Here is a 22,259-nt window from a genome sequence, read left to right as displayed (position 1 = left end):
GATGAAGGAGATAAATCATGGCTCTGAAGCAATCCCTAATCGAAAACAACTCTATCAAATTGCACGCTCATGCGGGTGATTGGCGTGAAGCGATTACCATTGGTACCGACATGCTTATTGCCTCTGGCGCTATCAAGCCCTCTTACCATGAGGCCATCATCAGTAGTGTAGAAAAATTAGGTCCTTACATCTGTATCGCTCCGAATCTTGCACTTCCTCATGCGAGACCAGAAGACGGTGTGATTAAAACCGCGTTTGCACTAGTGACTCTGAACACGCCAGTCTATTTCGAAGGTGAAGATGAGCCTGTCGATGTGTTGATTACTTTAGCGGGTAGTTCGTCTGATGAGCATATGGAAGGCTTAATGGAAGTTACCCAGGTACTCGATGATGAAGACAGTGAAACGGGCGTTGATCTCGATAAATTGCGCCGCTGCCAATCAAAAGAAGACATCTACCGCGTTATCGATGAAGCCTTAGCCGCTGAGATGGCTTAACGGAGGCGTTATGTATCAAGCACTAAAACAACGAGTTCTCGCTGCCAATCTCGCATTACCAAAATATGGACTAGTGACGTTTACTTGGGGCAATGTCTCTGAAATTGACCGCGAACGTGGCGTCATTGCGATTAAACCATCTGGCGTTGAATACGATGACATGAAGGTGGATGACATCGTAGTGATTGATCTTGATGGCAACCGAATGGAAGGGTCGCTAAATCCATCCAGTGATACCGATACGCATGTTGAACTCTATAAAGCGTTTCCGGAAATTGGTGGCATCGTTCATACCCACTCACGCAGCGCTACTATTTGGGCTCAAGCGGGCATTGATATCCCGTCACTGGGTACGACCCATGCAGACTATTTTTACGGCGACATTCCTTGTACGCGTAAGCTAACTAAAGCGGAGATCGCAGGGGAGTACGAGCGCAATACTGGCTTGGTGATAGTGGAGGAATTTAACCAACGCAATATCAAACCGATGTCGATTCCAAGTGTGATTGTAGCTGGACACGCGCCATTTTCTTGGGGCAAAGATGGTCACGATGCGGTTCACAACGCTGTCGTGCTTGAAGAAATCTCGGCGATGGCATTAGCGACACGTTCTCTCAATAGCGGTATCAAGATTCAACCAGAACTGTCAGACAAGCATTACTTGCGTAAGCATGGTGAGAACGCCTATTACGGCCAGAGGTAAGCCTATGTATAAAGTACTGGCTCTTGATTTAGATGGCACGGTATTAACGGATGACCACACGATTCACCCGGAGGTGAAATCTGCTATCCACATGGCTCGAACGCAATGTCATGTCGTCATTGTTACTGGCCGACATCATACCGCAGCAAAGCCATTCTACGATGAGCTAGAGCTGACGACGCCAATCATATGTTGCAACGGTACCTATGTGTATGACTACCAACGAGATGAGGTAGTAGAGCATAACGCTATCGATAAAGACAATGCGTTGAAGTTCATTGAACTAGCCACTGAATTTCAAATGAAAATGGTGATGTACGTAACGCATGAGATGACGTACAGCCGAGCCAATCCTATTGCTTATATGCAAGCGCTGGAGTCTTGGGCAATGCAATTTCCGAAGCAGCATCAGCCACAAATACGCAAGATAGATTCGTTCAGCCAATTGGCACAACAGACTGATTATGTGTGGAAATTTGTGGTGGAGGGCGCGCCGAGTTCGGTTCAGCGTCTCTCAGAACACTCTTGGATAAAGCGCAATTTTAATGGTGAGCGCTCTTGGTCCAATCGTATTGATTTTGCCGCTCAAGGGAATAGCAAAGGTAAACGATTGGCTGATTACGTCAAAGGACTTGGCTACGAAGCACATCATGTCATTGCTGCTGGTGACAACCACAATGACATTTCCATGCTTGAGTATGCCGGGCTTGGCATCGCCATGAAAAATGCCGATGAGATGGTAAAACAAAGCGCCAAAATCACCTGCAAAACGAATAACAACGAAGACGGCCTTGCCCGTTTAATACGTGAAAAAATTAAAGGATAAGTAAGATGACTAAACCAATGATTCAAATCGCTCTAGATCAAACCAATCTATCTGCAGCGATTGAAGTAGCAAACAATGTAGAGAGCTTTGTGGATGTGATTGAAGTAGGCACCATTCTCGCGTTTGCAGAAGGAATGAATGCAGTAAAAACACTAAGAGCGAACCACCCTGAGCATGTACTTGTTTGCGACATGAAAACTACTGATGGTGGTGCAATTCTTTCTAAAATGGCATTTGAAGCTGGTGCAGACTGGATCACGGTGTCAGCTGCCGCTCATATTGCAACCATAGGCGCATGTAAGAAAGTTGCTGATGAGTTTAACGGTGAAATTCAAATTGAAATTTACGGCAACTGGACCATGGAAGATGCGCAAGCATGGGTAGATCTAGGTATCAAGCAAGCCATCTATCACCGCTCTCGCGATGCAGAACTTGCGGGTGTTGGTTGGACTGAAGAAGACTTAGTTAAAATGCGTCAATTGTCGGACTTAGGCATCGAGCTCTCCATTACAGGTGGTATAGTGCCAGAAGATTTGTACTTATTTGAAGGCATTAAGGCAAAAACGTTTATCGCAGGTCGTGCACTCGCTGGCGAGAACGGAAAAGCGACCGCAGAAGCACTGCGTGCGCAAATTGACCGTTTCTGGAACTAAGGAGCCACTATGTTTCAGATGCTAGATAGACCGCGGATGGGACTGTATGAAAAGGCGTTGCCTAATGAACTGTCGTGGGAAGAAAAACTGCAACAAACCAAGCTGCTCGGTTTCGATTTCTTAGAAATTTCCGTCGATGAATCGGATGAAAGAAGAAGCCGCTTAGATTGGGATGACGAGACCATTTACGATCTGAAAAGGTTATGCGAACGCTACGAGATCCCTTTGCAATCAATGTGTCTTAGTGCTCACCGCAAGTACCCTTATGGATCTTTGGATCCACAAGTACGTCAACAAGCACACCTACATATGGAGAAAGCGATTACGTTAGCGTTTAAATTGGGTATCCGAACCATCCAGCTCGCGGGCTATGATGTTTATTATGAGCCAGCTAACCAAGAGACGCACCAGAACTTTATCCAAGGGATGAAGCAAGCTGCAAAAATGGCAGAGCGAGCTGGTGTGATGCTAGCGGTCGAGATAATGGATACCTGTTACCTCAACTCATTAAGCAAATTTGAAGTGCTTAATCGTGAAGTAAACTCGCCATTTTTCACGGCCTATCCTGACGTGGGTAACATCTCAGGTTGGAATTATGACGTATCGACGGAACTGGCCTTGAGTATGCCGCACATTGTGCAAATTCACCTTAAAGACACTTATAAAGTTACCAACGATTACCAAGGTCAGTTTAGGGATTTGGTGATTGGTGATGGTGAAGTGGATTTTGAGGCGATTTTCGAGACACTTAAACGTACCGATTGTGTCGTACCAATGGTGATTGAAATGTGGGCGCAAGATGATAACTGGCGCGAAAATATTGAGATAGCCAAGCAACGATTAAACCAAGTTTGTCAAAGCGTGGAGGTACCTCTGCTGTTCAGCTAGTTGGCAAACATTGGTTAATATGAGCTCCTGAAGTAAGACGCAGCGATTTCCCTCCAAGCTGCGTCTTTTTTCATCTATTGACATCCCTCGTTGATTACCTCAGAGTTAGCCCTCCATTTTCGACACTAAGCCTGCTATGAAACTTCTGCATCTCCAATTATTTTGGCATCAAACACAGAATACGTTGCTAGAAATGGAAGATCTTCCAGTTTTGACTGAGCTACAGCAGCGAGATTTCAAACTGTGGATGAAAAAACGTAGGAAAATCCTAAGCTTTGAAGTACATCAACAATCATGGGTCAAGGTTAACCAAGATGGCTTTAGTTCGCTTATTGAGCTACGTCCTAATGGTAGTTTAGTTGAGCGTGATATGTTTGGCGGCAGGTCGTTATCGGGTTTGTGGAAAGTCATTGATGGGTTACTGTTTATTAAAGTGATCAGCGGCGAGTTCATCGTTGAATATCAAATCGCAGGTAGTTCTGAGCAGAATATTCACGATGGTGTAGAATACATAAACGGTAAGGTCAGTACTTATAGTAAATTTGTTCAAGTCAAAGCATAGTAACGAACGTTGTGAATTATTGCTCCTGCACCCAACGAAATACTATATCTTCTAGCCCTTCTTCGTTATCGCTATTACCTTCATGTTCGGTAAATCCAAGTCGACGATAAAACTCGATCGCGTTGTGATTGATTTGAAATGTTCTCAGTGACAATTCCCCTCCGCTACGAGCTTGTGCTTCTTCGACTAACAAACGTCCGATGCCTTTTCTCTGAAACTCAGGTGCGACATACAGTTGATTAATTTCATTCCGATCAATTGCCATAAACGCTACGGGTTGTTTCGATTCTAGAGTGAGTACCACCCAGATGTCATGACTGTGCGGCAAAATATTGGTTAAAAAATACAACTGAGATTCAACAGAATGAATAGGCTCTATGCCTAACGCCTGCACGAAAGCGCGGCGCCAAAGCGTCACGATTTGCTTAGCGTGCTTAGGTTCGAAGCGCTCTAAAGTGAACGGCGGTTCATGCATCACACAACCTTTATTCTGCTTTACACTGTAAAAACGATGTCTACAGTGTAGCGCAAAATTTCTTTTGACCTGTCTACATGTGTAGGGTTTAAGGTTCTGCCCCTTGAACTTCATTGTGAGGCTGCTATTCTTTGCCGCCCTTTTTCTTATGTTGAGGTAACCCATGGCCATTGGTTTTGACTACGGAACCGCGAACTGTTCTGTCGCTCATCTTGTAAATAACGCCATCGAGCAGATCCCACTGGTGGGTGATAACTGTTATATCCCCTCAACGCTTTGTGCTCCGACGGCTGAAACTGTGTCTGAGTACTTGTTTCGTTGCTTGGATATTCGACCTTCCAACGAAGTAGGTGAAGCCGTGCTTCGACGTGCGGTAAAGCTCAATCGAGAAGAAGGGATTGAAGTGATTCCTACGGATGTACTGTTTGGTGAAGCAGCGCTGGATCTGTACCTCGAAGACCCTAAAGACGTCTATTACATTAAGTCGCCGAAATCTTTCTTGGGCGCGATGGGGCTTCGAGATATGCAGCTATCATTTTTTGAAGATTTGGTGTGCGCCATGATGAGCAATGTAAAACGTCAGGCGGAATTGCACTTGGGACAAAGCATCAGCCAAACGGTTATTGGTAGACCTGTTAACTTTTTAGGTCGTGGCGGTGATGCCTCTAACCGTCAGGCGGAAGGTATTTTATCGCGAGCGGCAACGCGTGCAGGCTTTAAAGATGTCGAGTTTCAGTTTGAACCTGTAGCAGCAGGGCTTGAGTACGAGTCATCGTTAACTGAAGATAAAAATGTGCTGGTGGTCGATATCGGTGGTGGTACGACGGACTGCTCATTTATTCAAATGGGGCCAAGTTGGGTGGGGAAAGCAGATAGAGACTCTTCACTCATCGCCCATACCGGCCAACTTGTAGGCGGAAACGATCTGGACATTTACATCGCATTTCGCCGCTTTATGCATGCATTCGGAATGGGGACTAAGCGCCACTCAGGGTTAGACATTCCTGTGACGCAATTTTGGAACCCTATAGCGATTAATGATGTTCAAGCTCAACGTAAGTTCTACGCTCATGACAATCTAAAAGAGCTACAACTTCTTGCTAAAGAAGCCATTGAACAAGACAAAGTATCGAGACTGGTCACACTGCACAAAGACACGTTAGGTTATGCCGTTATTCGCGAAGCTGAGAAAGCAAAAATCGCACTTGAATCTTCAGCAGAATATCGCGCTATGATTGATTTGTTCTCTGAACAAGTTGGCATTGATATCAGCCATGCTCAAATGGCAGAAGCCATTGATAACCCGACCAGAAAAATCCAGGCGTTAGTCAAAGAAGCAGTAGAGCAATCTGCGACCTCACCTGATGTCATTTATATGACTGGCGGATCAGCACGCTCTTCAGTATTACGCAATGCAGTTCAAGAAGTGCTACCTAATATCCCTGTAGTATCTGGCAACTACTTTGGTTCGGTAACGGCAGGGTTAGCGCGTTGGGCGGACGTGTGTTTTAAATAGTGTGTGTTTTAGATTGAATAAAATAAGCCCAGAGCTTAGCTCTGGGCTTATGTGTCTATTTGGTTGGCATCGGAAGTATTTCAAACATTCCGTCAAATTCGTCCAAGGTGGCAGCAAGTTTTCCGATTAACTCGCCATCCCCTTTGATTCCTGCTTGTCCCGACTTCAACAAAGCTTCTAATGTCGTTTGACCCAATGCAATTCGTGTTAAATCCGCTTTGTGTACGATGAGCTCAACATCAGTTTTCGGTAGAGTGTCCACTTCGATGTTACTCATGTTGGCATTAGACACTTCACCGTAGTAACGCTCTGCCACATCTGGGTGATATAAACCGAAACTAAAGTCCAATTCAGCTTGTTCTGCTTTTTCTGCGTTGAGTTTAACTGCAATAAAATCAAGGAACATGCCTGTAGGAGTATTAGCAATTACGTCAGCTGATGCCAGCTTGATTGAAGGTGATATCTCGCCAGTTCTTAGCTCCACTGCACCTTGTAAGTAGGAGTTACGCCATGCCATAGTTTCTGATTGGTAGCCTTGTTGCTCAAAGCTGTCTGCTAGTGCAAAGCGATAGTCAATGTTATTCGGGTCACACTGCACTAAGTCATTGAGCAGTTGGGACGCCTCTTGATACTGACCATTGTTGAAATGTGCCAGTCCTGCTTGATATAGAGTGTCTGCACCTGCTGCTTCTACGTATACACAAGATTTCTCTTTAGATTTTAGTGGGTTGGTATTTACGGGGTTCATATCATGATAACCAAGATATAAGTTCACAACAGCTCGCGCGTTGTGGCTATAAGAGCCATGATACCCATTGGTGTGCCAGGTTTGCTTTTGTGATTCTGGTACTAGGCGTTCAATTTCTCTGCCCACATCATGGATGGTGACGCCGTGGTTAGCAAGACGCATTGCTTGGTTGTGGATGAAACCATAGTTGTCGCGTTGCAACGCCATATAAGCGGAAATCTCGTTACCTTCCGTGTTTGGATCGTTCCAAACCGGAGCTGAGTGCGCGGCGTGAATGTTATCGACTAAGCCAGAATCAACATAGCGTAGCTTCAGCTCGGTTAAATACTTAGTCCAAACCAAGGAATCACGTACTTTTGCACCGCGGAAGGTGTAGATATTGTGCATACCATCATAGGTTAGCTCTGCGGTATTAAGGGAGCGATACTGCGGAACATATAAGACGATTTCAGCTGGTGCCTCCGCGCCCGGCATATTGATAGCGTGGAAATCTAGGCCGTCAATGGTAATAACTTTTTCGCGTTCTTGGATTTCTGTTGTTGGAGCTACTAAGGTCACTTCACCGCGCGATGTGCCAAGACCTAACGCGTTATCAACGATCCCTTTCGCATCGTTCAACAGTGTCGTACCGTATTGGTAATTTGCTCTGCGTCCCATTGCTGTACCGGCGATGACATTCTCATCTGCTAGCTCTTTGATAAAGTCTTTTGGCGCATAAATCTTTGCATTGTCAGCAAAATCTCCAGATTCAACAATGCCTCTTGAGCCACCAAAGTGGTCAGCGTGCATGTGCGAATAGATCATGCCGGTGATTTTGTGCTCGCCATTGATCTTTGGAAGGTGTTGCTTGGCAAAGTCCCAAGATGCTTCAGCGGCTTCGCGTGATAGCAATGGATCATGAATAACGTAGCCGTTGTCAGTGCGATAGATGGTCATATTAGACAGGTCGGCACCACGAATTTGGTAAATGCCATCGGTCACTTCGTACAGTCCACCAGCAGCGTAGTTCAACATACCTTGGCGCCAGATCGATGGATTTACCGTCGGTGGGATGTCTTCGACTGACATTTCAGCCATAAATTCGAAGCGATTTCTCAGCTCACCTGCAGCATGATTACCAAATTCAGCAATCAGCCCCTTTTGCGTGCGTTCAAAAGCAGAAGTATCTTCCCAAGGAAGAGTGGCGGCTAACGCTTGGTTAGCTTCAATAGTATGACTAGTCGCAGGTTTGCCTTGATAGTCTTCTAGGCCAACGTAATCAGCACTAGCGTTGAATGATGCAAGAATCGCAATGGTGATAGTAGATGGCACAAGTTTGCGGTACATAATTGACCTCACACGGTTAGAACAGGAATTAAGGTCAATATAGCGGCTTGACTCATAACTAAATATGCAATTTAATTTAGTTAATACATAACTAATGGTGATGTTTATGAATGCCTCTGATTTTGATCTTAACCTGATGCGCGTGTTCGTGACCGTATATCGTTATCAGTCGATAACCGTGGCGGCAGAGGTACTTAACTTGACCCAACCTGGTGTCAGTGGGGCTTTAAAGCGACTTCAAGCTCAACTCGGTGAGCAGCTTTTTGTTCGTGATGGTCGAGGCATTGCGCCGACGCATTTAGCTCACGAATTAGCTCGCCATATTGAGCCAGCTCTGGAAACCATAGAGAGCACCATTGATGGTGTTAGAGATTTCAGTGTGCAAGGAAAAAGGCGTTTTGCCGTTTACACGTCAGAACCAGTGATGCTGATGCTATTACCGAAAATTGAAGCGGATAAAACCTTGGGAGAACGTGAGATCGTACTTCATCCTACCTTAGCGACCGAAGAGGAGTTGCTCGATAAGCTCAATTTACGTCAAGCAGACCTAGCGATAGACTTTGCCAAACGTACACCTTCGCTGTGTTTTTCACAGCCGTTCTTTACTGACCAAATCTGTTTGATCGCCAGCAAATCACATCCACGAATCAGCGGCAATATCACGGTTGAGCAGTACTATCAGGAGAAGCACATCACTCTTAAGCTCAGACGAGAAAACGCCTTCTTAGCGGACTATTTTACTGAGGAGAATATTAGAGGGAGAAAGGTAGCTGCAGAAAGCGATTCTCTTTTGGTGTTGATGGCATTAGTGGCAAGTAGTGAGAGCATTGGAATGATGAGCCGTAGCGTGGCTACTTTGTTTGCGGAGCGTTTTGATATTCAGATTATCGAAGCACCGTTTCGCCCGATCCCTGTCGACTTTAAGTTGGTCGCTCATAGTCGAGAGCAGAGCAGCAAAGCCAATATATGGCTTCGGGAGAAGCTGCTCTCCTACCTGTCTGAGCTAAACCTCGGTCACTGAGAGTCGACAAAAGTGGCGACTCCCACTTTATTTAAGTACGAATCGCTGCCATTTTCTGTGACTTTATAAAAGTTAGTAACAGTCCCAAACTGATGATAGCTGTCATGGCCTCTGCAAATAGAATACTCGCCCAAATGCCATTAATAGGGAACAAGCTTGGCAGGATAATGACGCCTAGTGCAACAAATACAAACCCACGAGCAAGAGAGATTATGGTTGCCTGATTGGGTTTTGCAATGGCCTGAAACAGGTTGGCGACGACAAGGTTTAGTCCCATTAGCGGTGTCGCATAAAAGAAAAACAGTAGCGCAGTCGCTGATAGTTCAACGAGCTCGATATTATCGCCAAGGTAGAAACGTGCGACTGTCTCTGAGAACAATCCGATCACTGCGAGAAATAGTAAGCCACTTCCAATTGACGTAACAAGCCCAAGTTTGAGCGTAGCTTTCACTCGTTCTGGCAAGTTAGCACCATGGTTAAAACTGATAATAGGCTGACACGCCTGATTAATGCCAACGATAACAAATAACGCAAATACACCCACATTTGCGGTTAAGCCGTAAGCGATGATGTAGCTCTCTCCAAATTGGCTAAGCAGTAGGTAGTTGAATAAGAGTATCGTCAGCGCAGAGGTGATCTCAATAAAGAAAGTGGGGGTGCCTATCCTTAGGATCTGTCCTACCTTATCCAGACCAAGCCCTTGTAAGGTCAGCCTTAGCTGACCTTTAGCTTGCCAAAAGTGGCTGAGAAGAATCAGTGCTATGACCGCTTGAGAAATCGCAGTCGCGTATGCCGCTCCCTTCATTCCCCAGCCAAACTGAAGCACAAAGAAGTAGTCCAAGACCAAGTTGGTGACTGCGCCTGCTGACATGGCGTACATAGCGAGTTTTGGGTTGGTATCATTACGTATAAAGCAAGACATAACCCAAGCAAGAGCATAAAGAACAAAGAACTTGAGCATCACACCCAAATAGTCATGCGCTAGTTGTGCCATGTATCCAGTAGCGCCCATCAAGCGGATAATATCATCTAGCCATAAGAGTGCGATTGATACAGCAATGGTCGAGATAATGGCTGTGGCAAGCATCGCCTGACTAAACAGCGTTTGGCCAACACTTAGATTGCCCTTTCCAAATTCAATCGACATGAGCGCTGCACCACCGATACCTATCATCATTGCAATCGCAGTGAACAAGGAAAAGGCAGGAATCGTCAAAGAGATAGCACCAAGACCTTCAGCGCCGACACCTTTCCCCACAAACCAAGCGTCACCCATAATGAAAATGGACTTAATGACCATGCCTGATAGCGCTGGTAGAAGATACTGAATGAACGATTTCTGGATTGGATCGGACTTGAGGTTTATGCTCATTGGAAACGACAATACCTATAAATTGATGAACAGAGATAATGGTATTATCGTTACGAAATTTGACATTAAAAAGGGATTATCTGCCTTTAATCTGGCACTATTTGGACGTTCTTCTTCGAAATTCAGCCGGAGATTCACCCATGTTCGTACGGTAAAATCTGCCAAAATAAGCAGGGTCTTCAAACCCAAGTTGCAGTGCTATGGCTTTAACGGTTTTCGTCGAAAAGATAAGTTCACGGTTCGCTTCCAGAAGTACTCTATCATGAAGCAACTTGGTAATGGTTTTACCTAGGTGTGCTTTACTTAGCTCATTAAGGCGCTTACTGGTAATGGAAAGTTTATCGGCATAAAACGCCACGTTTCGTTCGCTCTGATAGTGGGTTTCGATAAGTGTTATCACCTGTGAAATTCGTTCATCCCGCACAGTAATTGCTTCGGTTTTGTCCACCGAAAAGCGAACAAGATAGCGCAAGAAACAGGTAAGCAAGGATTCGATCAAATCCCAATCGGTGTCTTCACGTTGATACTCTTCCAGCAGCAAATCGAAAACGGCATCAAGTTGCGTTGCTCCTCTGCCCTGAGTATCGATATAAGGGTGCTGATTTTGGTGAGCAGAAAATATTGCGTCAAACATCAATTGATGGCGGTAGCGATTTTCGAAAAAATCGGTCGAGAAAATGAGCATTTTGACGTTACTACCTAGTGAGTTTGACTCATGAACTTGCCCTGGGGCGATTGTAAAAAACCGCCCTTTTACACTCTGATAATCGACAAAATCGATACGTTGAGAGCCGGAGTCATCCAAACACCAAATGACTTCAAAATAGTCGTGACGATGTGGTTCCAAGAAGACTTCTTCTGACTCCATACGGCAATCGACGACCTGACAAGGATGACCTTTGGGTAATGTTACCAAGTTAATTTTGTCTTTCATGATTCACATAGGCGGCAAGGAAAGATGTGTCTAGTATGACATTGATTGATAAGTGATTCGAGGTGACAAACTGATTACGAGTAGGAATTGACCTACCTTAGGTTGGGATGAGAGCAACACGGTTTTAACTATAAAGTGGTAATTAACTTGGGTTGGCGATAAGTTGAGCTGTGATGTAAATCCAATAGTACATAAATTGCTGATATAAATGGCAATTGTTGCTTGAATTTGTCTCGTTTATGAATCTAGAATGATTCGACCCTCTGATTTAAGGGTCACCTAGCCAACTGACGTTGTTAGTGAACACCTCTTGTTCACACGTTATATAGCCAATCGCCTTGTTTTCGCGATTGGCTTTTTTCTTGTCGTAAACTTGTCCTAGCATTAAAAAAGCTCACCGAAGTGAGCTTGCAACGATATATGGAGCCGGAGCTACACTTTGAACTGTTCAACGGTAGTGAGAAGCTCTTGGTTTCTGCCTTTTAAGTCATTGGCATTTTGTGTTGCCAGCTCTCCATTTTGGACCAATGTGCGCACCATATCTTGAATCGTCACCATGTTCTTATTGATCTCTTCCGATACTGTACTTTGCTCCTTCGCTGATGATGCAATTTGAGCAACGAGACCATTGATCTCATCAGTAAAGGTCATCATGGAGTCGAGAGAGTTAGTCACCCCGCTGGTTTGTTCTTCATACAGCTTACAACGATGCTTGGTGGAGTCCATATTGGCGACAACGGCTTCGTTGCCAGCATGAAGCTTAGATAGCATTTCATTGATTTCAGATGTGCTTTGTCGAGTGCGAGAAGCCAGAGCTCTCACTTCATCAGCGACGACGGCAAATCCGCGTCCTTGTTCACCTGCGCGTGCAGCTTCGATTGCAGCGTTAAGTGCAAGTAGGTTGGTTTGCTCTGCGATATCACCGATTACTTCAAGTGTGTCACCAATCTTCTGTGTATCGGCACTCATAGCTACAACAGCTTGTGAGGTGTTTTCCACTTCTGCGACCAGAGCCTGCAAACTTGAGATAGCTTCTTCGACAATCAGCTTCGAGTCAGAGCTGGCTTGGTTAGCCGTTTCAGTATTATTTGATGCTAGTTGCGCATCATTGGCCACTGTATCGGAAGAGGCACTCATTTCATGAATAGAGGTAACAATCTGGTCCATTTCATTTTGGTGTGATTGGAACAGAGCCTGATTTTCTTTAGCTTGTTGCTCGATATGTAGGATTGAACGACTGGTTTCATTACAAGACTGAATAACATTGCCCACTAAGGTTTGCAATTGAGCGATAAAGGTATTGATGTCTTGGGAAATTTTACCAAACTCATCGTTAGAGTCGACCGTAAGTCTTTGAGTAAGGTCGCCTTTACCTGTTGCGAGGTTTCTCACCACGTTCTGAAGCAGTGTGATAGGTTTTAGTAAGAAGGCGATTATCATCATACTCAACGGAATAATGATAACAGCAGCTACGAGCAGTGCTTGGGTTATTTGCGTACTGATTGTGGCGGCATTAGCCTCTGTAACAGCACTATCTAAGTAAGCGGTCAATGTCCAAGTATCGTTTAATACAGGAATCGTTGAGTCAAACTCGATATGTTGACCCGGAGTCGTATTGGAGAAGAGGACATTGCCAGCACCATCTTTGAGTGTCAGGTAGTCACCGTTGCCGCTGGTTTCTGCGAGCGGTTGAGTAATAAAGCTGAGATCGAGTTGGTAGAATGTCACTTCATTACTTTGAACATTGGGTACCACTATATTCAGTAAGAGCTTATCATCCTGTTTGACGATTTCGTTTGCAACGATCTGTCCGTTGGCTTTGGCTAATTCTGCCTCTAATGCCGCAACAATATTCTCATCTTCCACAATGCCGGATTTGTCAAAAACGAAACCAGAAGACATTTTAGTGATGTTATCAAACTCGGTTTTTTCGACAATATCTTTTACGTCGATAAAGCTGACATTAAGGGACTTGGCTTGTTGAAAACTGTAGTTAAGTTTGTCGGTAACACTTTGGTTCAAGAGGGTAAGCTTTTCTTGTGTTGTAGAAGAACCACTGCGCTCAATATAGGATTCCACAAAGCTATTAGCAGCAAAATAACTGGTGCCAATGGTAGTAAATATAATTGCTATGACTATTGAATAGAGTTTTAGTTTGAAGGAGAGGTTCTTCATTATTAGTAGGTCCATTTACCGAAGTTATTGATGTGTATAGTAATATTTCCATCATTTAGGTAACGTGACATAGGTAATAGTTATGAACCTAAGTTTATTTATGTCTAGTTTTGATTAAAGATGTCCATTTATATTGAGTAAGATACAAAAAAGCCAGCGAATATACCGCTGGCCCTGCATAGCAATTGTCAACACGACAAGTGCTAGACAAATAGTGAGGACAAAATACCAATAATCCCACCAAATACACCGCCCCAAACCACAAGCCAGCCTAGGTGCTCCTTTATCATCTTTTGAACGATTTCTTTAACCAGTTTTGGTGTTAATTCACTGAGTCGCTGGTCGATAATCGCTTCAACATTGTCTTTTACTTCGTTTAACATCTTCGGTGATTCGAGTTGTTCAACTAGAGCTTGTTTTACTGAATCGCTTTGGCTGATTTCAATCACCGACTGCTGCATCTTTTCAACGAAAGGCTGTTTCATTGGTTCCAATGCTTCGGTGCCGCCAAGCATCGCCAACATACCACCAAATTGAGAGTTCGCGATCACTTCAACCAGCGAATCAAAAGCAGGGTTAAAGTCGACCTTTTCTAATATTGGTTCTAAATCCAGTGGAATACCTGAGCTCATTTCTTTATTGAGGAAGCGATCGATGTTCTCATTGGTAAAGAACTGCTCCATCATTAAGTTTTTTATCGCTAATTTAAAATCTTCAAAGCGTGCTGGTATAACTCCAGAGCCATAAAGTCCCGGCACTTTCTCGAACAACATATGGATCGCGAGCCAGTTAGTCACCGCACCTGAAAAAGCGAACAGGCCAGCATATAGCACTAGGGTGTTGTCGAGTTGATAGCCCGCAGCGAGTAGCGCTAGGGCAATGAAATTAGTAATGAGACTCTTATTCATAATGTCTTGCTAGATTAATAACGTTGCGCTGATTCTATTGAAAAAACGTCGCTATAAAAAGCCACTTTTTGTCGACGATTAGTCAGCGTTGTCACGAATAGTTTTGATTTTTTCTAACAAGACGGTTTTATTAAAGGGCTTTGATACGTAATCGTCCATTCCGCTTTCGGTACAGCGACGGATATCATCATCAAGCACACTGGCAGTAAGAGCAATAATTGGCGTTCGTGCTTTGTTGTATTGTTCCTCGTAAAGCCTGAATTCTTGCGAAGCGGTAAAGCCATCTTTTACTGGCATCATGCAGTCCATTAATATTACGTGGTAGTGGTTGGAGTCATCGCAAAGAAAATTCAACGCTTCCTGTCCATTATTGGCAATATCAACTTCGTAACCAGACTTCTTCAATAACAGGCTCGCGACCTTCTGATTCACTAGGTTGTCTTCGACCAGCAATATAGATTGGCTGTCTGGGTTGCTCACTATGTTAAGCAGCGACTTAGGCGCATTTTCTGAGTTTGTATTAGCAGCTTCGTCACCCACAATCTCAAGGGTATTTGCAGTGGGCTGTTGCAAGGATTGATGCTGACTTGGTGCATGTTTCAATGTATCAATCAACCGAGCGCCCAGCAGAGGGAAAGTGACTAAACCAGAAATGAGTTGTGGGTAGTGAGTGGAAGAAGAGTTTTGTGTCTGTACGAGCACAATTGGGCTGTCAGGTGATCGTTTAGCAATATCAATCAAGTCGGCCTCGCTATCATGCTCTTCGCTTGCACAATAAAGAATAATAGAGCGATCGTTTGGAGAGGCTTCCTCATAAGAAGTGCACATAGACAGATTTTCTAAACCAAACTGATGCAGTTCTTGGCTTACTTGTGCTGCATAAGTTTGTCCATTACTGATGATAACAAAATTGCTGCCGTCCAATTCATTGATATGCGGTGATGTGGCTTGATTTATACTAGATTCGATAGTGAAAAAGAATCGGCTTCCTTTACCTTTTTCTGAGTCAATTTCAATATTTCCTCCCATCAACTCAACTAATTGCGATGAAATAGCGAGTCCCAAGCCCGTACCGCCGTATTGTCGTGTCACAGAACTGTCTTCTTGCGTAAATGGTTTAAAAATTGAGTCTTGTTTATCTTTGTCGATACCTATACCAGTATCGACAATGGCAAAGTAAATACTGCAGCGCTGTTCATCGATCTCAGTCACGTTGATCTCCATTCTTACATGACCTTTGTTGGTAAATTTCACTGCATTCGACATTAAGTTCATCAAGATCTGACGCAAACGGTGATCGTCGATGATCAGCATATGTGGCATCTGAGGTGAGAAACTGATCTGCAGTTGGAGATCTTTTTCCTTCGCTTTTGACATTACGATCGCGATCGTGTCATAAGCGATCTCGCGCAAGTTCGAGCTATGCAAAGAAATCAATAGGTTACCTGACTCAATCTTAGAGATATCTAGGATGTCATTGATCAAGATAAGTAGGGTCTGCGATGAGGTGTCGATGGTGTTGAGATAATCGCGTTGAATCGGATCGAGATTAGATTCAGAGAGAATGCCAGACATGCCGATAATGCCGTTTAGAGGCGTTCTTATCTCATGAGACATATTGGCAAGGAAAGAGCTTTTCGCCACGTTGGCTCGTTCTGCTTCCTCTTTGGCTGCTAGCATTCTGTGTTCATTTTCCCGTCTTTCATGAATGAGCTTGTTCATTTTCTTACCAAAATGACTGAACTCATCTTGTCCCTCGGTTGAGGCTAGAGTATCTGATTCCTCTTGATTCTCGAGCCGCTCAAATGTTTCTAGTGTATTGTTTAGGAAAAAGATGATTCGACGAGTGATGTTTATACTCAAAATGAAGAGCGCTGCCATAATCGACACAGTGAGGCCAATGGTTAACCAAAGACGCTGTTCCAAGTCTTTGATGCTTTGAGCCATTTCATTGGTCAGCTGTTCATTGATTTGATCGGTCGCTTGCTGAATAAGCTTTAGCCTCTTATCTAGAGCAGCAATACCAGATGTAATCTCTTGCGTTGCCAGCTCCGGCTGGCTTTCATCTAGTACACGGTCCCTAAAAAGGATGCTCTCCACAAAAGACTCATCGGAAAACGTTTTTAGCAGTAAACTGACTTGAGATGCATCGGCACTGATATTAAGGAAGCGTTCTATAAGATACTGTTGGCGCTCAAATAAAGTTGAGAGTTGTTCATGAGCTGCATGAGAATCATGATGCTCTTCGGCGTGTCCTTCGACAATATCAATGTGGATTAACCAATTCTCTTCTGTTGCCCAGAGACGAATCCATTCGAGGGTAAATAAAGCGTTTAAATGCGATTCCAGTTTAATCGTTCCGGTATCTACTTTAGTGCTTTCTAATTGCGCGATCAGTTGATTGATAAGGTCATTAGTCCATGAACTCCATTCTTCCAGTTCGTCCATTTCCGTGACGGATTGCAATTCACTCTGAGCGTCTCGAAGCTCTTCGAGAGTAGTATTTGCCATTGAGAGTGCGTCTGCAGAATAAATACTCTTCACGGTGTTGGCTATTTTGTCTAAGCATTCATTTAGCTCGCTAAATATGACATTTTTATTACTACCAAATGTGTTTTCGAGCTTTTCTAGACGAGATTTATGGAGTGATGTGCTATATCCGGAAATATAACCTAGAGCGGTCACTTCACTCGATAAAACAGACATTTGTTGCAGACTGTTTTGAGTTCTAAACGCTTCCCAAGCGGAAAATATTAAGATAACGGTCAAAGGTAAAATAGCTAGTAGTATGATCCTGCTCTTAATAGACATCTTATTTAGCAAATTCATATCACTATTCCTTGATAATAATCTTGAACATCGTTTTTGGTGAACTAATCTGTTTGTTAGTTTAGGAAAGGATTTCGCCTGAGTGTAATAAAATGACTCAAAACTTACTGACAAACATAGGCATACGGATAGGGCTATTTCGTGGCAGCGCCATAATAGCCTTGGGTTTGATGTTAGCTTTATCATTTGAAAGTAGAGCTTTTGCTGCGAATGAATATGCGGTGTTCACCTTAAATGACAATTTTGATGAATTAAGTCGGAGCAAAGCTAGGATGCTTTATCGAGGTAAGACTAAATCGTTGCAAGGGAAACGGATAGAGCTATCCGATTGGCCTGAAAGTTCATCTGAGCGTTCTGAGTTTTATCAATACTTGCTAGGGAAAGATGTCTCGCAAATGAATGCCTACTGGGCAAGTCTTTCGTTTTCTGGCAAAGCCCGACCGCCCAAAGAAATTGATGATGCCAATGTCAATGCGCTTATCACCTGGTTATCAGCAAAACCCAACCGAATCGGCTATGCCCCATTGGACGCTTTGCCTAGTGACGCAAAAGTGCTCTACATCGTGAGTAAGGAGAAATAGCAAATGACGAATAAAACTTCATTACTCGCACTTCTTACTACGGCCATTAGTCTTCCCGCGGTTTCAGCTATCGATATTAACGACAACTTCTCAATCAGTGGTTTTGGCTCTACCTCCTGGGCTAAGTCTGATAATGAAACGCCACTACTTATCAATAGAGGCATCAGTGACGAAAACTGTTTTGATTGCGACACAACATTTGGGATTCAACTGGACTACTTCTATGACGCATTTAAAGCTTCGGTGCAGGTGGTAAAACGTCCACAAGATAACTGGAGCGAACTTCAACTGGAGTGGGCGTATCTTGGTTATTCCATCGGTGATTTTGAAGGGCGTGCGGGTCGACTTCGTCTGCCTGTCTTTCTAGCATCTGAGTATTATTATGTTGGTCAAGCATACACGACAGCTAGGCCAAACGAAGAAGTGTACAACAGTATCTTAGGGGTAACTGCATTTAACGGGCTGAGTGTTACTTGGAATCATAGTCTTACTGATGAGCTACAATTGTCTCTCACACCATTTGTAGGTTTTAAAGACAATAATGAAGTGGAATTTAACCCGAGCTTAACGCTAGAGTTTGAGACGAAGAATATGTGGGGTGTCAATGCTCAGCTTATCGGCGATAACTTCCGAGTGAACTTTGCCTACCTCGATTCCAATTTTGACCAAACGATAAAGCAACCTCAGTTACCGCCTCCGTATAATGAGATCTTACTCGCCGACCAGAATATTAAGCTCTATTCATTAGGGGGTGAGTATGATTTTGGGCAATTGAAGCTAACGGCTGAAGGACAAAAGAATGATTTGGCCTCTTCTTGGTACGGCAGCGCGGCTTATCGTATTCAAAAATTCACGCCTTATGTCGTTTATGGCCAAACGTATAGTGAAGGTGGCGATAATCGATATGATGGAAAAACAGGGGATAGTTGGACCTTAGGGTTACGTTACGACGTGTTATACAACGTCTCATTGAATGCTGAGTGGCAAACTTTTAATAGCTTTGGTGGACAGACTGGACCATTTGTAAGTAACCCTGGTACAGACACCGATGCCAATATGTACACCGTCATGCTTAATTTTGTGTTCTAGTTCGTAGGTTCGCTTACCTAATATCAAAAAAGGGGCTCACAATGGTGAGCCCCTTTTGTCGTTTTCTAATCCTAAACCACCTTCTAGGAAGGTGGTGATCGTCCATTAGGGCTTTGCCCGAAGGACGCTCATGTTCAAGATATCCAAGTTTGTAACCAGCAAATCAAGGAGAAAAAGAACATGAGCAGATATGAATCCGCTTCGCACGTATATTACAGGTGCCAGTACCATATAGTTTGGACGCCCAAGTACCGCCTCAAAATACTCAAGGGTAACTTGGGCAAAGAGCTGTACCGAAGTATCTACATCTACAGCAACATGAAAAACTGCAAGGTTGTAGAGTTGAACGTTCAAGTAGATCACGTCCACTTGGTTGTGAGAATGCCACCCAGTTTGAGTATTTCAAAGTATATGGGATTTGTAAAAGGACGGACAGCGATAAGGTTGTTCAACAAATTTCCGTATCTAAGAAAGCAGAAGTTATGGGGCAATAAGTTTTGGCAGCGTGGTTATTTTGTTGATTCGGTAGGAATGAACGAGGAAATAATCCGAAGATATGTCAGGCATCAAGATCGTGTTGGAAAGGAAGAAGAAGAGCGTCAGATGCATCTGGGGTTGAGTAACTAAAAGTTAGCCCCCTTTTAGGGGGCCATTCAAAGCCACCTGCTCAGCAGGTGGATTATTTACTTCAAGCGTAAGTAATCGTTACTTGTCGCTACTTTCTGCGATTTTCTCTAGTGCAAGCACTAAACCTACTGCGGCCAGCATCAGAACAATTGCGATAGCCAGTTGCGAAGGTTGGCCAGTTACAGACTCAAAGTTAAATGGTGATAGGTTCTCTTGAATAAGAGGTACTTGCTCGCCCTTTGAGTTGATGCGCCATGAGATAGTTTCTTTCCATGGCCATAGTTTTGGTAATGTACCTAGCATTAAGCCAGTCAGGAACACTAATGCGAAATCACGGTAGCGTTTTAGTAACCATGATAGAACATGGGAGAATGACAATAGACCAATCAAACAACCCATCGCAAATAACGCCATTACATCGATTTGTAAGCCCTTCACCGCGCCCAATACCGGCGTGTACATGCCTAGTAGCAATAGAATAAAGCTGCCCGAGATACCTGGAAGAATCATGGCACAAATTGCGATACAGCCAGCGAAAAAGATATTGATGCTGGTTGGATCCATTTGAAGTGGTTTCAATACAGTGATGCTGTAGGCAAATACGGCACCAAGTAATAAGAACACGAAACGCGATAGTGTCTTTTGTTCGACTTGCTTAATCATGTGATACACGGAGACCATGATAAGGCCGAAGAAGAAGGACCACACTGGCACTGGGTGAGTTTCTAGTGCCCAAGAAATGAATTTCGCTAGTGATAAGATAGAGGTCAGGATGCCACCAAACAGTGCGATTAAGAAAAAGCCGTTGATGTGGTCGAATGCTGCCTTGAATCCGTCACGTTTCCAGATCCCCAAAATACTTGGGTTAATACGACGGATGCTTTCCAAAAGTGTGTCGTAAATACCTGTAATAAAGGCGATCGTACCTCCCGATACCCCAGGTACAACGTCTGCTGCACCCATCGCCATTCCTTTTAAGAATGTAGTCAGATAGTTCTTCATGATTTCTTCTAGGTTTAAAAAGTTGATGCAGAGTATATATGCATGCTTGTTTTGATGCACTATTCAATTAGTGCCTTAAAGTTGTGATATCACGTATCAAGTTATTGTGAATTCGTGATGTATATATGTCCTCCAAATAGGGTGAAAAGTTCCCTTTTACTTCAATTAATTCAATGCCTTCTGCTTGTCTAGATAAGTTGTAAGTGCCTTAGGAATGTTGCAATTCTGCAAACAAAGCGACACGTAACTTTCATCTTTCCCCGTCAAAGTACAGTTATCAGAGAAAACACATGTGACATGAACAGCAAGCGGATTGCTGTTTTTAAGTTGAGCACATGTCTAGATAACTCACTCGCTAGGGGATCACTATGCCAGTTTACTTAGACATTGCGTCGGTATTAGAACAAGAAGTTCGTGAACGTTATGTTCCGGGCGACTACCTGCCGCCAGAAGGACAACTTGCTCAGCGCTTTGATGTCAATCGCCACACGCTTCGTCGAGCTATTGATGAGCTCGTTAACACTGGCATGGTTCAACGTCATCAAGGTAAAGGCAATATGGTGATAAGGCAGCCTAGTGAGTATCACGTGCATTCGGGCGCGCACTTTACTAAGAATCTGATTGAGCAAGGGGCAAGGCCACGCTGCGAAGTCATTCAACATCGAGTGTTTGTCGCTCCTATGGACATCGCCGCCAATCTTGGTGTCGTAGAGGGCAGTAAGATCATCCATATCCGCACACTGCGAAAAACCGAGGAGTGTCCTCGCACCATCATTGATCACTACCTAGCCAATATAGAGTGGTGGAGCATTTTGAAGAATTACCAAAGTGGTTCATTACACGAATTCATTAAACGTGGGCTTGATATAGACCTGGAGCGCAAAGAGACCCGAGTAGGGGCCAAAACGCCAACAGGTGAAGAGTGCCGACTGCTGCAAATTACATCAAGCACACCAATTCTAAGAGTCAAAACCAAAAACGTTATCAAGGGGACCGACATGGTGGCCGAGTTTTCGACCTCCAATAGCCGTTCCGACGCAACTGAAATAGTAATGGAGCATTAAATGACTGCTGTGAGTGAAAGAGCAAGCTGGATGTCAACATTGGCACAAAGTCAGCAGAGCGAGTTAGAGCAACTGTGGCACTCAACCAAGATTGAAGCGAGTTATCAAATGGTACGTCAACCAGAGATAGGGTTGGCACAGGTACGTGCTCGAATGGGGGGGAGCGGTCGTGAGTTCAATATGGGGGATGCCACGATCACTCGAGCAGTCGTCAAATTGGACAGTGGGGAGATGGGCTACAGCTACTTGCGCGGTCGCAATAAAGCGCAAGCAGAGCTAGCTGCCGTTATTGATGGCCTACTGCAGACCCAATCGCACCATGAACAATTAATGCGCATGGTCATTGAACCCTTGGCAGCGATGAAGCAAGAACAGCAGCAACTCAGAGCAAAAGAAGTGGCGACCAGTAAGGTGGACTTTTTCACCATGGTACGCGGTGAAGATTGATTCAAGGAACATGAAC

General features: G+C 44.1%; 21 protein-coding genes. 13 read left to right on the top strand and 8 right to left on the bottom strand.

The window, feature by feature from the left end; translation table 11 throughout:
- Window positions 1–17 precede the first annotated feature (17 nt).
- From HOP38_RS25610 to HOP38_RS25585, 6 genes are all read left to right on the top strand, one after another.
- Complete coding sequence (locus HOP38_RS25610) at window positions 18–497, top strand: PTS sugar transporter subunit IIA (protein WP_006069734.1); 480 nt, start codon at window positions 18–20, stop codon at window positions 495–497.
- Between the two features lie 10 nt (window positions 498–507).
- On the top strand, window positions 508–1,200 hold the full coding sequence (locus tag HOP38_RS25605; protein ID WP_198559313.1) for an L-ribulose-5-phosphate 4-epimerase: 693 nt from the start codon (window positions 508–510) through the stop codon (window positions 1,198–1,200).
- 4 nt (window positions 1,201–1,204) lie between these two features.
- A complete protein-coding gene (locus HOP38_RS25600) occupies window positions 1,205–2,026 on the top strand; it encodes a Cof-type HAD-IIB family hydrolase (RefSeq protein WP_006069736.1) in 822 nt (273 codons plus the stop codon).
- Window positions 2,027–2,031: 5 nt separating this feature from the next.
- Window positions 2,032–2,679 (top strand): 3-keto-L-gulonate-6-phosphate decarboxylase UlaD, encoded by a 648-nt coding sequence (locus HOP38_RS25595; RefSeq protein WP_006069737.1) that lies wholly within the window; start codon window positions 2,032–2,034, stop codon window positions 2,677–2,679.
- Between the two features lie 9 nt (window positions 2,680–2,688).
- Entirely contained in the window at window positions 2,689–3,567 is an 879-nt protein-coding gene (locus tag HOP38_RS25590; protein WP_198559312.1) for an L-ribulose-5-phosphate 3-epimerase, read from the top strand.
- 136 nt (window positions 3,568–3,703) lie between these two features.
- On the top strand, window positions 3,704–4,129 hold the full coding sequence (locus HOP38_RS25585) for a hypothetical protein (RefSeq protein WP_198559311.1): 426 nt from the start codon (window positions 3,704–3,706) through the stop codon (window positions 4,127–4,129).
- Window positions 4,130–4,145: 16 nt separating this feature from the next.
- Here the strand turns inward: HOP38_RS25585 and HOP38_RS25580 are convergent, their stop codons facing one another.
- Window positions 4,146–4,604: a GNAT family N-acetyltransferase gene (locus HOP38_RS25580; RefSeq protein WP_031493571.1), complete on the bottom strand. Its 459-nt coding sequence runs from the start codon at window positions 4,602–4,604 to the stop codon at window positions 4,146–4,148.
- 163 nt (window positions 4,605–4,767) lie between these two features.
- Between HOP38_RS25580 and yegD the strand changes: the two genes are divergently transcribed.
- A complete protein-coding gene (gene yegD, locus HOP38_RS25575) occupies window positions 4,768–6,120 on the top strand; it encodes a molecular chaperone (RefSeq protein ID WP_006069741.1) in 1,353 nt (450 codons plus the stop codon).
- Window positions 6,121–6,175: 55 nt separating this feature from the next.
- Here the strand turns inward: yegD and HOP38_RS25570 are convergent, their stop codons facing one another.
- A complete protein-coding gene (locus HOP38_RS25570; RefSeq protein WP_198559310.1) occupies window positions 6,176–8,194 on the bottom strand; it encodes an alkyl/aryl-sulfatase in 2,019 nt (672 codons plus the stop codon).
- A gap of 106 nt (window positions 8,195–8,300) precedes the next feature.
- On the opposite strand from HOP38_RS25570, the gene HOP38_RS25565 reads away from it, so the two are divergent.
- Complete coding sequence (locus tag HOP38_RS25565) at window positions 8,301–9,215, top strand: LysR family transcriptional regulator (protein WP_124941599.1); 915 nt, start codon at window positions 8,301–8,303, stop codon at window positions 9,213–9,215.
- 31 nt (window positions 9,216–9,246) lie between these two features.
- Here HOP38_RS25565 and HOP38_RS25560 read toward each other — a convergent pair whose 3' ends face one another.
- The 5 genes from HOP38_RS25560 to HOP38_RS25540 all read right to left on the bottom strand — a co-directional run bounded on the left by HOP38_RS25560 (window position 9,247) and on the right by HOP38_RS25540 (window position 17,433).
- On the bottom strand, window positions 9,247–10,587 hold the full coding sequence (locus tag HOP38_RS25560) for an MATE family efflux transporter (protein WP_198559309.1): 1,341 nt from the start codon (window positions 10,585–10,587) through the stop codon (window positions 9,247–9,249).
- Window positions 10,588–10,684: 97 nt separating this feature from the next.
- Window positions 10,685–11,521, bottom strand: a complete 837-nt coding sequence (locus HOP38_RS25555; protein WP_062456449.1) for an AraC family transcriptional regulator — start codon at window positions 11,519–11,521, stop codon at window positions 10,685–10,687.
- Window positions 11,522–11,953: 432 nt separating this feature from the next.
- Window positions 11,954–13,696, bottom strand: a complete 1,743-nt coding sequence (locus HOP38_RS25550) for a methyl-accepting chemotaxis protein (RefSeq protein WP_198559308.1) — start codon at window positions 13,694–13,696, stop codon at window positions 11,954–11,956.
- Window positions 13,697–13,899: 203 nt separating this feature from the next.
- Entirely contained in the window at window positions 13,900–14,604 is a 705-nt protein-coding gene (locus HOP38_RS25545; RefSeq protein WP_006069748.1) for a DUF445 domain-containing protein, read from the bottom strand.
- Between the two features lie 78 nt (window positions 14,605–14,682).
- A complete protein-coding gene (locus HOP38_RS25540; RefSeq protein ID WP_198559307.1) occupies window positions 14,683–17,433 on the bottom strand; it encodes a hybrid sensor histidine kinase/response regulator in 2,751 nt (916 codons plus the stop codon).
- Between the two features lie 92 nt (window positions 17,434–17,525).
- Between HOP38_RS25540 and HOP38_RS25535 the strand changes: the two genes are divergently transcribed.
- The 3 genes from HOP38_RS25535 (at window position 17,526) to tnpA (ending at window position 19,730) form a co-directional block, all read left to right on the top strand.
- Entirely contained in the window at window positions 17,526–18,014 is a 489-nt protein-coding gene (locus HOP38_RS25535; RefSeq protein WP_006069750.1) for a hypothetical protein, read from the top strand.
- 3 nt (window positions 18,015–18,017) lie between these two features.
- Entirely contained in the window at window positions 18,018–19,103 is a 1,086-nt protein-coding gene (locus tag HOP38_RS25530; RefSeq protein WP_198559306.1) for a porin, read from the top strand.
- Window positions 19,104–19,283: 180 nt separating this feature from the next.
- Window positions 19,284–19,730: an IS200/IS605 family transposase gene (gene tnpA / locus HOP38_RS25525; protein WP_042473647.1), complete on the top strand. Its 447-nt coding sequence runs from the start codon at window positions 19,284–19,286 to the stop codon at window positions 19,728–19,730.
- 78 nt (window positions 19,731–19,808) lie between these two features.
- On the opposite strand, the gene HOP38_RS25520 is transcribed toward tnpA, so the two are convergent.
- On the bottom strand, window positions 19,809–20,732 hold the full coding sequence (locus HOP38_RS25520) for a polyprenyl-phosphate transporter (protein WP_171389357.1): 924 nt from the start codon (window positions 20,730–20,732) through the stop codon (window positions 19,809–19,811).
- Between the two features lie 368 nt (window positions 20,733–21,100).
- Here HOP38_RS25520 and phnF point away from each other — a divergent pair, with 368 nt between their 5' ends.
- Together phnF and phnG are read left to right on the top strand one after the other, a co-directional pair.
- Window positions 21,101–21,796 (top strand): phosphonate metabolism transcriptional regulator PhnF, encoded by a 696-nt coding sequence (gene phnF, locus HOP38_RS25515; RefSeq protein WP_124941595.1) that lies wholly within the window; start codon window positions 21,101–21,103, stop codon window positions 21,794–21,796.
- On the top strand, window positions 21,797–22,243 hold the full coding sequence (gene phnG, locus HOP38_RS25510) for a phosphonate C-P lyase system protein PhnG (RefSeq protein ID WP_062456436.1): 447 nt from the start codon (window positions 21,797–21,799) through the stop codon (window positions 22,241–22,243).
- Window positions 22,244–22,259: the final 16 nt, after the last annotated feature.

It is taken from the genome of Vibrio mediterranei (assembly GCF_013364395.1).
GTDB lineage: Bacteria > Pseudomonadota > Gammaproteobacteria > Enterobacterales > Vibrionaceae > Vibrio > Vibrio mediterranei.
This window is presented reverse-complemented; position numbering and strand designations above follow the sequence as displayed.